The sequence below is a fragment of the Sphingobacterium thalpophilum genome (genome assembly GCF_038396785.1).
GTDB classification, from domain to species: domain Bacteria; phylum Bacteroidota; class Bacteroidia; order Sphingobacteriales; family Sphingobacteriaceae; genus Sphingobacterium; species Sphingobacterium thalpophilum_A.
Window position 1 is genome coordinate 2,464,424 of sequence record NZ_CP151087.1, and the last position, 13,515, is coordinate 2,477,938.

Annotated in this window: 9 protein-coding genes; 4 read left to right on the forward strand and 5 right to left on the reverse strand. The window is 40.8% G+C overall.

Features of this window, described 5'->3' with window-relative positions; translation table 11 throughout:
• Positions 1-27 precede the first annotated feature (27 nt).
• Positions 28-984 (forward strand): SusD/RagB family nutrient-binding outer membrane lipoprotein, encoded by a 957-nt coding sequence (locus AACH28_RS10985; RefSeq protein ID WP_341832954.1) that lies wholly within the window; start codon positions 28-30, stop codon positions 982-984.
• A gap of 100 nt (positions 985-1,084) precedes the next feature.
• A complete protein-coding gene (locus AACH28_RS10990) occupies positions 1,085-1,510 on the forward strand; it encodes a tetratricopeptide repeat protein (RefSeq protein WP_046673933.1) in 426 nt (141 codons plus the stop codon).
• Between the two features lie 10 nt (positions 1,511-1,520).
• On the opposite strand, the gene AACH28_RS10995 is transcribed toward AACH28_RS10990, so the two are convergent.
• On the reverse strand, positions 1,521-2,396 hold the full coding sequence (locus AACH28_RS10995) for a glycerophosphodiester phosphodiesterase family protein (protein ID WP_341832955.1): 876 nt from the start codon (positions 2,394-2,396) through the stop codon (positions 1,521-1,523).
• 284 nt (positions 2,397-2,680) lie between these two features.
• On the opposite strand from AACH28_RS10995, the gene AACH28_RS11000 reads away from it, so the two are divergent.
• Together AACH28_RS11000 and AACH28_RS11005 are read left to right on the forward strand one after the other, a co-directional pair.
• Positions 2,681-5,011, forward strand: coding sequence for a TonB-dependent receptor (locus tag AACH28_RS11000; protein WP_341832956.1), 2,331 nt, complete (start codon positions 2,681-2,683; stop codon positions 5,009-5,011).
• A gap of 1 nt (position 5,012) precedes the next feature.
• The gene (locus tag AACH28_RS11005) at positions 5,013-6,194 is read left to right on the forward strand and encodes a PepSY domain-containing protein (RefSeq protein ID WP_286840909.1); all 1,182 of its coding nucleotides are present in this window, start codon (positions 5,013-5,015) and stop codon (positions 6,192-6,194) included.
• A 338-nt stretch (positions 6,195-6,532) separates the two neighbouring features.
• Here AACH28_RS11005 and AACH28_RS11010 read toward each other — a convergent pair whose 3' ends face one another.
• From AACH28_RS11010 to AACH28_RS11025, 4 genes are all read right to left on the reverse strand, one after another.
• Positions 6,533-8,017: a RagB/SusD family nutrient uptake outer membrane protein gene (locus AACH28_RS11010; RefSeq protein ID WP_312482838.1), complete on the reverse strand. Its 1,485-nt coding sequence runs from the start codon at positions 8,015-8,017 to the stop codon at positions 6,533-6,535.
• A 36-nt stretch (positions 8,018-8,053) separates the two neighbouring features.
• Entirely contained in the window at positions 8,054-11,164 is a 3,111-nt protein-coding gene (locus AACH28_RS11015; RefSeq protein WP_286752414.1) for a TonB-dependent receptor, read from the reverse strand.
• Positions 11,165-11,394: 230 nt separating this feature from the next.
• A complete protein-coding gene (locus AACH28_RS11020; RefSeq protein ID WP_070564803.1) occupies positions 11,395-12,120 on the reverse strand; it encodes a LytTR family DNA-binding domain-containing protein in 726 nt (241 codons plus the stop codon).
• A gap of 75 nt (positions 12,121-12,195) precedes the next feature.
• Positions 12,196-13,515: a RagB/SusD family nutrient uptake outer membrane protein gene (locus AACH28_RS11025; RefSeq protein WP_286710349.1), complete on the reverse strand. Its 1,320-nt coding sequence runs from the start codon at positions 13,513-13,515 to the stop codon at positions 12,196-12,198.

Genomic DNA, 13,515 nt, shown 5'->3' on the forward strand with positions numbered 1-13,515 from the left:
ATTCTTATAAAAACATATTGAAAAACAATGTTTTATGAAGGAATATTACTCATTTGTGTGTTTATCCGTTTGATAGTGATTATTTATAAAGGATCAAATACTAACTGGGCAAAATTCGCCAATTCGCTACGTCTACGTGTTGCGAATCGAATCAAAGGTAAAGATGCAGCTTTGGCAACGACACATATCGCCGATGCCATCAAAAAAGGTATATTCACCTCCAACAATGATAATGCGATATTTAAATACTCCAAAACATCACCAAATGAAGCACCATTGTTTAGAGCTACGGTAACTGCCAACAGAAAAGATTTTGCAATTTCTAATGTGATTGTTGAGACTTTACAGGGCAGCCGCGGTCCCTTTAAAATTGCCGATCCACGTCTGTCAAAATTTGCCAAACCGACAAGCTCAGGAAATATTTACTACGGCCAACCCTATGGTCTCCCCCTAGCAGCAGGCAATCTATTTCCTGTAGACAAAATATCATTGCCTAGTGACATTATCAACGCTGCAGATTATGGGGAAGTACTTATGGAATATGCGGAAGTAGCCTTTATTTTAGCGGAAAACAATAACTGGGATCAATCAAATTACGAAAAGGGTGTTCGGGCATCTCTTGAAAAATGGTCCGTGTCTTCTGATGAAGTAGCAACCTATTTGAGTAAACTTCCTGCTGCGAATAAGGAAAATGTGCTTTCTCAAAAGTACTTAGCACTTTTCAACCAAAGCATCGAATCTTGGTCCGAAATCAGAAGAACAGGGTATCCGTTATTCCTAATCAAAAAAGGTGATATTACATGGACCGGAACAGTAGAAGGCAAACCTGTCACATATACTTTCACTCCTGAGGTAGGCAGCACAATCCCAAGCCGTTTGGTGTATCCATTAAAAGAACAAAGTACCAATAAGACGAATTATCAAACTGCACTTTCACGACAAGGAGATGATGTAATCAGCACCAAATTATGGTGGAATAAATAAACTTCGGTATTTCAATCAGTTCACACCTGAAGCTTAGGCTTCAGGTGTTTTTTTATTATTATTTCTTATCTTCGTATAGCACTCTAAAGAATAAAATGCTATGGACGATCAAACATTAGACAGAATAGACCAACTTAGCGAGGAAGGAAACATCCAATGTGATGAAGGCAACTATCAGGAAGCAATTCGGGTGTGGACCGAAGCGCTTGATCTAGTCCCTAGTCCACAAAATGTTCATGCGGAAAGCCTCTGGCTCGAAGCTTCCATTGGAGATGCCTTTTTCTTAATGGACGATTTTCGCAATGCACTCTCCCATTTTGAAAAGGCAAAACAGAACATTATCGAAAATGCCTATGAAAACCCTTTTATCATGCTGCGCTTAGGACAGTGCTATTTGGAAGACAATAATAGCGAGTCTGCCCAGGAATATCTTCTCCGCGCCTATATGATGGAAGGAAGAGACATTTTTGACGATGAATCACCTAAGTATCTTAAATTTTTAGATGACAATATCGATTTGGATTGATAATAATTCGTCAAAACGAATCGATTACTTCGCCAACTTCCATAGGAAGATCAGACTCAAGAATGGAGGCTCCTTCCGCAAATATGGCCTTATACTTCTCGGCACGTTCTGCCTTTGTCTTCAATTTATCGTAGGTAGGTGCTGCTGAAATCATGCACATCACACCCTTTCTGTTGAAAAATTGATACATCGCCTGATTGGAATCCTTTAGTTCTGGCCCGATACAGACAATCATACGGTCGTAGGGTAATCCAGCGGATTTAAACTTCTCCAATGCAGCTTGATCTTTGATATGCATGGACATATACTGTTCTGGATTCTGCGCCAAATAAAACGCTGCCTGTTCAGTATTATGTACCGTAACCCACACCCAACTGTAGGCATTGTATTTTTTTAGTATTGCTGCTGTAGCCGCCAATGGTAAGTCTTTTTTATCTAAGTTGAGGATAGTTTTACCCTTTGCCCATTTAATAACTTCATCAAGTGTGTTAATACCATAGTTGGTCACATTTCCAGCCTGATCCTTTAGCTTCAGTTTACGCAATTCATCCCAGGTATAGTCTGCTATTTTTCCTTTTCCATTTGTGGTTCGATCCAATGTCGCATCATGCATCAAAATAGCAACACTATCCTTGGTATAACGCGGATCGATTTCAAAAATAGCCGTTGTTTTTTGCAGCACGGCCTCAAATGCCGCAATCGAATTTTCTGGAAGCCCAGCCTCAATCGTTCCCCGATGACCACTGACAATTTTTTTGTCGCTAGCATAGGTAAAATAATCTCGCATCGCCTGTGGAGAAGCAAACGCGAGTGAGTGGATTTTTTGTCCGACGACGATTGAGTACGACGAAACAAAAAGAAAAAAAGCAAAAAATGTTCTTCTCATGAATTTATAATTACGTTAAAATCTCTAAGCCTGCGACACACAAAAAACAGTATGCTAAATTAATCATCCAAGATCAATAAATCTTTAATAAAGCATTCAATTCGTGTAAACCCCTGCCCGTAAACATTTGCTTACCAATTCATATGCATCAAGTGCGACAAAATGAACTTTAAAATCACGACCTAACATCTATAAAAATCAAAAAAATAACGTATAGCTGTCGGCACAATGATAAAATAAACTATATTTGCGCATTAATTTATATTTGATCTAAATAAATTACCATGAAAAATAGAACATGCTATACAATGTTCAGCAGTGGAATACTTTTGCTTTTAAGCGCTCAACTCAATGCACAAGAATTATCCCTAATTGTCAAGGACAGTGACAATAAACCATTAAGTCAAGCGAATATCAAAGTTGACGGAAAAAACGTCGGCTATTCTAATCAACTTGGACAATTCATTTTTGCCAAAAGACCGTTGAATAATCCCATTCAATTGCGTGTGTCTTATACAGGCTTTTCAACGGTTGAAAAAATGGTTAATTTAGATACCGTTCAACAGCCCCTGTTATTTCAGCTCAATTCTACTCAACTTTTAGATGAAATTATCGTAACAGCTGGACGTAAAGCGGAAAACATTTCAACTGTTCCTTCTTCAGTTTCTATTTTAACCACAAAAGAAATCGAAGCTCAAAGTCAGATAAGCACCAATCTTTCCACAATTTTGGGTAATACCATCCCGGGCTTGGGAACCTCAACCAACAAAGCGACCAATTCTGGACAAACACTGCGTGGGCGATCTGTACTGGTGTTGATCGATGGAATTCCGCAATCTACACCTTTGATGAATGGACAACGTGATCTCCGGACCATTGACCCGAGTGTCATCGAGCGCGTGGAGGTTATCAAAGGTGCCACATCCATCTATGGAAATGGATCGGCAGGCGGGATTATCAATTACATTACACGCAATCCCTCCAAAGACGCTGCAGCTATCCAAGGAATCACCAGTCTACGAACAACATTCAATCCCGTACACAGCGCCGGCACCATGGGATATCGCATAGGACAAACCTTGTACGGACAAAAAAACAGATGGAATTATACCGTTAGCGGTTCGGCCGATTACGTTGGCTTGCAGCGCGATGGCGACGGAGTTCCCCTTGGTCAGACAGACGGTCTTTCGAACACCTATCAATACAATGCATTTTTAAAGGCCGGATACCGTATCGATAGTAGTTCCAATATTACAGCAGTGTACAACTTCTACAGAAGTAACCAACACAACAGATACATCAGCCAAACAGGTGTATATGGTCAAACGCCAACGATAGGCGTAAAAGGCGATGATCCAGGTAAACCTGCCGGAACTCCGTATAACCACAATGCCATGTTGACCTATACTAAAAGTAATCTATTCGCTTCGACATCCTTAACTGCTTCTGCATACTACAATACATTTCGATCCATGAACCGTTATGTTGAGAAAGCCTCTGCATGGTACGGTCCGGGACAAACACAGATCAACTCGGAGAAAAAAGGCCTACGCGTTAACCTAAACACACCTTTACAGGTATTGGGTTCCAATGCGGATATCACCTATGGTGTGGATTTATTAAATGATGTTACGGATCAAAATCTGACCGATGGCAGGGTCTATATTCCCTATATGAATATGTTAAACGTTGCTCCATACGCCCAGGTAAAAATTGATTTCCTAGAAAACTTAATCTTTAAAGGCGGTGTACGTTATGAAAATGCAACAGTCAAAATAAAGGATTTCAATACCATCGCTACAGGTCCCAACAACGAAGGAAGTATTGCTGTAAAAGGAGGCAATATCCCCTACAAAGGAGCGACCTTCAATGCAGGTTTGCGTTACAACAAATTCGCGATCTTTAATCCCTTCGTGAGTTTCTCTCAAGGTTTCGCGATCAATGAACTTGGCCGTATTGTACGTCGGGCAACAGATAATGATTTAGATAGCCTAAAAACTGATCCTATTATCACCAATAATTACGAAATCGGATTCTCAAGCAATTACAGCATTTTCCAGCTATCAGCATCTTATTACTACAGTACTTCAAAAATGGGTGTTGAACTGGTGGACATTGGCGGTTACCTGATGCCACAACGTCTTCCAGAAGATGTGTATGGTTACGAAATTGCATTAAGCGCTCATATTTCGCCTCAATTGACCATCGGTGGAACCTATGCCTATGTGGAAGGAAAGGCAAAAAAGGACGATGGATCAAAATCCTACCTCAATGGTTCACGGATCTCGCCAGACAAAGCAACGGGATACATCTATTACACGCCAATCAAACCCTTAACCTTTCAGCTTTTTTGGGTACATACCGGGTCCCGGGATCGCTTTCTTCCAAACGATAAAGGCGTCTACAAAAACAGTGAAGGCCCCGTTAAAACTGTTGACCTATTTAACTTAAATGGAAATTACCAAGTAAACAAACAATGGTCTATCGGTATGGGTGTAGAAAACTTATTCAATAAAAACTATTACCCTGTTGTCAGTCAATATCGTGCCTTAAATGAAGAATACGTCAAAGGACAAGGTATGTTGGCCTCATTTAACATCAATTATAAATTTTAATATGTTTAAGACCGTCATTCTTTGGTTGCATAAATGGCTCGGAATCATCACCGGAGTTGTGGTATTCATCCTAAGCCTGACGGGCAGCATATACACCTTTCAGGATGAGCTCAAGCTCTGGGCTTATCCTGAAAAATATTTTATCTCCGATACAACCATCCACTCAAAAACTCCACTACCATTAAGCACACTTCTTGACAGCGCACAGAAAAGCCTCAAAAAAAATCAAAAAATCACGCGGGTTGATCTCTATCCTTCGAAGAATCGTACCTGGGTATTTCGTGCCATAAAAACGGACGAAAAAGCATTTGGCCATTGGAATTATTACCGCTATTACAAACGCGTTTTCATCAATCCATATACTGGCCAGGTACAGCAAGTAGAGAATTCAAAAACAGAGTTCTTTCAGTTAGTGCTTCAGCTTCACCTAAACCTCCTCTTCGGCAAGCAATATGGCCACCCTATCGTCGCCTGGTCAACGGTCATTTTTGTCCTTATCTTACTTAGTGGTATTGTTCTTTGGTGGCCAAAAAAATGGAAGGGCAAGAATCTCAAGCGCAGTTTTTGGTTAGATACCAAAGTCAAATGGAAGCGACTGAACCACGACCTCCACAATGTCATCGGATTTTACAGTTTATTTATCGGATTGATTTTTGCCATTACGGGACTCGCTTTTGCTTTTCCGGATTTTAAAAAGACCTATAGCGCAACATTCAATTTATTGCAGTCGCCAACAGCTTCTTCCACACGTAGCTCCCCTATACCCTTGCCCGCTGTGGAAAAGAAATTTCAGGACAATGCGCTGCGGTATGCCTTGGCAAATTATCCGGATGCTGAAATGATGTCGATCCGACTAAAAAAAGAGACCGAAACAGCAATGGATATACAGGTGAGACATCATGAAAAACGAAGTGGTGTATTTGACTGGCTTTATTATAATAAAGAAGAAAACAGTCTTACAGCAGTCAAATCCAGCAACGAATTGCAGTATGGGGATAAGCTCGGTGCACTTAACTATGATATTCATACCGGTGCCATCGGTGGACTCACAACAAAAATTATCGCTTGCCTTGCCAGTCTCTTTTGTGCTTCCTTGCCCATCACAGGATACATCATCTGGATGAACAAAAGCAAAAAGAAGAAAAAGAAAGGTTATCAACATAATGTTAATAAGTACTGTTAATAACTGTATTTTTCTTTTAAACAGGTTTTCAACAACGTTATTAACATAATGTGGAAAACTAACCCTCACCCTATTTACCGACGCAATCTCTTGTCCAAATTTACAGTAACACGATAAGCCAGCTGAAAAAATACCATACGAGAGAAAAAAGATGACAACCTTTAAATCGAGAAGAGCCCAACGCGCAGCAGGGCCAACAGGGCGACACTAAAAAAAGGAAGCATTCTTCAACATAAGGAACCACAATATACAGCCTAAGAAGAAGGGCGAGCGGGAAAAAAGAAAATCCGATGCACAGGGTACACCGGATTTCTTCAATAATAAACCAACAACTAACTTTACAGATTCGGGTTCCGCACAGTCTCTTCGTATGGGATAGCAAACAAATAATAAGGGCTATTTTCCACAAAATTAGATCCATTAGGAAACTTAATAACCCGGTGCCCCTGCCCGTTCACTAGCTTCGGTTTGCCATCTGCACCCACAATTTGGACTTGAATAGGCTTGCCGTCTGCATCAACATAAGATTTTCGTGCAACCTTTCCTTGTGTCCGAAGAATATCCGACAGGGCAAATCCTTCCCCCCAAAGCTCTTTTCGTCTTTCAATCAGGATCGCTGCAATTAATTGATCCGTATCATTTCCTGAAAACAGCTTTGCATTCCTCGCTGCACGCAGCTTATTCAAGGCTGCTACTGCTTTATCTTTTTCACCAGCCCGTGCGTACCCCTCGGCAGCGATCAAAACCATTTCCGAAGCACGCATATACACAATGTCACCGATCAAATTCGATTTAAACTTAAACTTCTTATACCGTAGAAAGCCCTCCCGACCGGGTAAATTATCCCATTCAAATAAAGCGTAACGCACATCACTGGTATCGAATAAATCTTTAAAATAAGGATCGGCCATAAAACTATAGTAATAAGATCCAGCTGACGAAACATCCAAATAATGAAATGTATAACTTGCCACATTTTGCTCGTTAGTTTGCTGATGCCCCCAAATCCACTCGCTATTTCCAAGATCATTAAAACCCGCCTGATAATCTGACGGAGTCATTAAATTATACTTCTGAGCTGCTTTTTCAGCATACGCTGCGGCCAGTTTCCATTCGCCAACCTGCAGATAAGTCCGAGCGAGCAAACCATAAACAACCTCTGCATTGATTTCGTATTTATCCGCTCGACCAGCAGAAGCCAACAAGCTTTCACTGTCTTTGAGATCTTTCAAGATAAGTTCATACACTTCTGCCTGTGTTGACCTTGATTTTCCTTCAGTCGATAGTGTACTGGGTTCGGTATAAATCGGAACAGATTTCGCATTTTTGTCCTTGAGGTAACTAAACTGATAAAATGTGGCCAGATTTAAGTAGGAAAATGCACGTAATGCTTTAGCTCTTCCCTTTAACACATTTTTAGTTTCAGTAGAGCCTTCGGACCCATCTACCTTTGCAATGACATTGTTCATGTTATCGATCACCTTATACAACATAATCCAAAAAGAATTGACACGATTTGATCGATTATTTGTCAATTCGGTAAAGGCATAAGCATCACGATAGCCATATTTGGTGGTCACCGCCACATCACTTCCCATCGCATCACTAGTACGCATCACCGCTGTATATCCCGGATTAGCATAGGTAAAATAGGTATCATTTAAATACTTCCAGGTACCGTTGATCACCGTAGCAACATTGTCGGTGTTTTTAAAAACTTCACCTTCAGGCACTGCGGTCGTCGGATCCAGCTCAAGCGCATCCTTACATGATGCATTCACTAGGAAGAGCGCCAATATGATATATACAATTTTTAGTTTCATGATTTTCATTTAAATTCTCAGATTAACAATAAGGCATTAAAAAACAAGCTGAATACCACCAGAGATTGTTCGCATTGCCGGATAGCGAAAATAGGTCGCCCCATTTACCGTCTGTTCTGGATCCATTCCTTGATGACCATAAAATGTCAATAGATTTTCGGCTGTTGCAAAGACGCGAAGTTTTTCTACACCTATCCGCTTCAATAAATCCGAAGGTAATCGATAACCTAAACTTACATTTTTAAGGCGTGCATAAGTGCCACTGTAAAGAAAGCGTGTGGACGAAGAAGTCCAATTCAAGTTATCAGTTGTCAATTTAGGCACATCGGTCTGCGTATGCTCAGGCGTCCAGCGCTCGAGGATCTCCTTTGACCAAGCGCGTCCTGGATTATTACCGCTATGCATAAGCTGAATATAATCGTTATCTAATATCTGTCCACCCAAACTAAAACTCAATAAAGCAGACAAATCAAAATTTTTGTAGGTGAAACTGTTTTGAATCCCGCCGACAAGATCTGGCAATGAAGTTCCGGCAATAAAATTACCGGCCTTACTGTATTCCGAAGTTTTTTCACCTGTTTTATTACCGTCCTTATCAGCAGTATACCATTGCGGCAGACCGTTATCTGGATTTACTCCAGCCCATTCCGGCAGATAAAAATCATAGATACTTCCGCCTACGCGCAGGAGTTTATTCCCTGTAATGATCGGTTTGTTATCTTTTGGCAAAGCTGTAATCTTGTTTTTATAATGCGAAAGATTGACGTCTAAATTCCATTTAAAATTTTCATTTCGAACCGGGACAGTACGAATATCCACGTCGACACCTGTATTTTTCAGCGCTCCTATATTTGCATCATAGCCTGTATATCCTGTTGAATAAGCCATTGGCATTGTAAATAGCAAGTCTTTACTTCGACGGTTAAAGTACTCCACACTTAACGACACTCGGTTCTCAAAAGCGGATACGTCAACCCCCACATTCAAATTAAGGTTCGACTCCCATTTTAGATCCGGTGTAGCCAACCTGCCGGTATAGGTACCGCCCTTACCTAAGCTATTGGCAATCGTATAAAGTCCTTTATAAGCATAATAGGTACCTAAATTATCGTTTCCTTGTCCACCATAACTCGCTCTGACGGTTAACTGATTAACCGTTGTATTATCCTTCAGAAAATCCTCCTGCTTCAGTTTCCATGAGCCGCCCACAGACCAGAATGTACCCCAACGTTTATCCGGCGAAAAACGAGATGAGCCATCTGTCCGTAAGGAAGTTGAAAAATAGTATTTGTTATCATAGTTATACTCCGCTCTTCCCAAAAAGCTCAGTAACCTATAATCAACACTGGATCCTGTAAAATTATTAAGTTGAGATGCAGCAGCAGGTTCGTCAAAATAAGGAAGTACAAACTGTTGTCTGCTACCATTTATATTACTGCTGTTAAAATCATAGTATTCCTGTCCGGCCAATACATTGAGGGAATGCAAACCAAACTGCTTTTCATAGGTCAGCAAATTATTCCAGGTCTGTGCGACCGTACGTACGTTTGAACGATACACATACCCCCCGGTGTTCACACCATCGCCCAACAATGGATTAGTGTAGTCGTGCGTATTTCCATTGAGATAATCAAGACTATAAGTCGACTTAAACTTTAAGTTTTTAGAAAACAACACTTCCAGATAGGTTCGTGCAGATAGATTTTCGCGGCGGATATCATTTCGATCCAAAGGAAGAGATGCTGCCAGATTATTACGTGGAGTCGCACCACTTGGACGATATTCTCCAAAATCGTAAATCTTGTTTCCGGCTCCATCAAGGACATATGAGCCATCCGCATTCCGCTCATAGTACGGATAAAAAGACGGGACCAGTCTCGTAAAATTTATAATATTAGCCGTATTACTGTCTTCAGACTGCGGATACTTTTGTTGTGTACTGCTACCACCTATATTCAGGCCTACATTTAACCAAGACTTGACCTTACTGTCAATATTTGCACGCAGATTATAGCGTTTAAAGCCCGATTCAATTGCAATTCCTTGATCATTGAGATAACCTCCTGAAATGTAGTAGGTACTCTTTGCACTACCACCGCTAAATCCGAGGTCTGCCTGTGTACGCACCCCAGTACGTTGCAATACGTCGGTCCATGGATCATTCCAAAGCGTTTTTGCTCCAGCAACCAATTTACCATCTACGCCGACCGGCTGTGGGTATTGACTGCCGTAAGGATTAATATTTAAATCTGTCAATACGGTCTTACTTGCATTGGACGCCGCTTGCTCTGCCGTAAGGCCATTTGATAGGTTTTTATTTCTTAAAGCTTCCCAATAGAGTTGAAAATATTCATCGGTCGACACCTGATCATAGTCACGAACTGCACGTGTTGAATAGCCCTGTGTAAAATTGAGATTAATCTTGGTGTTGTCGGAAGTCACTCCCGACTTTGTGGTAATGATAATCACCCCATTTGCCCCTCTGGAACCATAAAGTGCACTTGATGCTGCATCTTTTAAAACAGAGATGGACTGAATATCATTCGGATTGATGGAGTTAATATCTCCTGCATAGGGACTACCATCCAACACGATCAAAGGTGCACTGGAGGCATTAATGGAGCCGATACCCCTAATACGGATGGCTGCTTCAGTACCTGGCTGTCCCGAGGACGCCACGGACTGTAAGCCCGGTACCTGTCCCTCTAATGCTTTGGTAATATTTGACACTTGTCTATTTTCGATCGCTTTGCTGCTTACTGTACTGACCGATCCCGTTATGTTTGTACGTTTGGCAGTACCGTAAGCCACGACCACCACCTCTTCCAGATCTGTACTGGAGGGTTTCAAGGACAATGTTAAGTTTGTGCTTGTTGCTTTTAGCTGTTGAGATTCATAACCAACAAAAGAAAATTCCAATACAGGTAATACGTCACCTGTGACATTGATTGTAAACTCTCCTTTTGAATTCGTTAAGGTTCCTTGATTTTGCCCCGAAATGCGAACATTTACTCCAGGAAGTAGGTGACCGGTATTGGCATCAACAACTTTTCCTTGTATAGCCCGCTGCTGAGCATAGAGCCTGTTCATATTGACCCCCGATAATGCTATAGCAGCAATAGGAATGTATTTAAGTTTTGCGTACATCGTAAAAATGCTTTACTAAATAAGTTAAGTGTGATTAAAAACAAAAAACACGGCGGCTTCTTGCACTCGAATAAAAACTACTTGTTTAATAGATTTTATTCGAGTGCAAATATATAACAAAATCCATTGAATTACTAGATTTTAAGAACTAAAAACAAAAAACACTAATATTCAGCAATTTAATTTATAAATATGTCTAGAAAAATATTTTTTCGTTAGCTAATTCACCATTATTGATCAAGCCATTTTTGAAACTTCGGGGACCGTTCCTCACTAACAATGACGACAATTCCTTCTGGGGTTGAAGGCATTAGCTCTAACTTGATTCGATTTCGACTAATCTTTAACATGGACTGGATGGCATCTATCCGAACAAGGAATTTCCGATTGATCTGAAAGAAAACTGTTGGATCCACCTGTGAAACGAGATGTGTGATGGTATCTTCAATAATATATGCAATTCCCGATCCTTTTTCTACGGCATACAGCTCTTTGTCTTCTGCCATAAAATAGGCAATATCAGCAATGGCCAGCGACTTTAAAAAATTACCATATTTCACTAGGAAGCGCTGTTTGAGCCGAGGTTCTACGTTGGGTAGTAGCGGTTCGATACGTTTCATGATCTCCGCCAACTCGTCGCTATCGAAAGGCTTTAACAGATAGGCATAACCCTTATTTTGGAAGGCCTCCAATGCATATTGTTCGTAAGCAGTCGTAAAAATCAGTGGCACATCGATCGATACCTGTTTAAAAATTTCAAAGCTCAGCCCATCCATCAGGTGGATATCCATAAAAATCAGATCGAATTGATTTCTATTGATCGTCATCACCGCTTCCTGAACCTCTTTTGCATTGGTAAAGATCAGTTCGCTTTCTCCATAGAGCGCAGTCAACATTTCCTTTAAGCCTACAAAAGCCCAGTCTTCGTCTTCGACAATCAGTATTTTCCATCTCATGGGTTGAATGTAATAAAAAATCCATTTCCTAAAAAAAGAAAATGGATTAATATATATAGGATAAAAAAAAATCGATTATTTTAACAGATCGGGATTATTATTGATTGCCTCCTGTGGATAGCGAATCACATAACGTGGATCGTTCTGCTGCAGGGTTACCGTCCTACCGAAACTACTGTGTGTGATCGCCGGTCTTGTCGTCCGTTTTAGATCATACCAGCGTAATCCCTCTAGCGCCAGTTCACGCTTGCGTTCCAGCAGAACCGCATCTAGCAATTGCTCCTTTGACAAACCTGCGTCGGCCTTCGTTTCTTTGGCATAGGCATCTGCGGTAAATCTGTTTTTCTTTAAAGCAGACAGATATTTTAATGCTTCTGCTGTATTTCCCAGGCGAACATAACATTCGGCCATCGTCAAATAAAGATCAGCATTTCTAAAACTCACGTTAAAACGGTTGTCTCCACCTTTGAGGGATACATAATCGCCCCCACTTTTTTGGAAGTAACGACCTTTTCTCAAATCGCCTGCTAAATAACTGTCTAATAAGGCCGGTGAAATAAAGGAACTTGTACGTACTCCAGGAACAGATACTTTTTCCAAAGCCATAATCATCTCTGCGGATTCAAAATCATTCGGAAGTAGGCTTCCAGCAACATTGAGATCAACCAATTTGTCATTTATAGCCAAAGCTTTTTTAGCGGCATCAATTGCTTCCTGCCACTCACCGCGGTATAAATGAACGCGTGAGGCCATTGCAAAAGCAGCGCGTTTGCTAAAGCGATAATTAACACCTTTTGCCTGATCATCGACAGTCAGTAACGCTGTCCCTTTTTCCATGTCAGTTAGGATCTGCATATAAGACTCTCCAATGGTCGCGGGAACAAAACGTTGTTCCAGGTCAATCTTTGTCGATAAAGGAACACCCCGAAGCCCTGCATTACTCGCCGAATAGACCTCACTGTAAAGATTTAACAACTCAAAATGAGCGTAAGCCCTCATTAGGTAAGCTTCCCCTTTAATCTGATCTACCGTGGCATTACTTCCTAATTTGTCATCAATGGTACTGATAATTTGATTGGCATAAAAAATACTGTTGTAAAATGCCAAATAAGGATAAGCAATTGTTGTCGCATCAGGATTTTGATCGTTCCAAAGATAGATATCTTTGGTTCTAGCGGCATCGGTCGAACTTTCATCCAACAATAGTTCATCCGTACGCAAAGACAAATAGGACTTATGTGTAGGAAATCCCAGATAACCGCTTGTCATCAGTCCTCTAAAATCACTTTCCGTGGCAGGAATGACCGTTCCTACCGGTTGTATATCTAAATATTTATTGCAGGAAGACAATGCACTCGCTGTCATGATCATTCCAAAATAAATTATTTTCTTCAT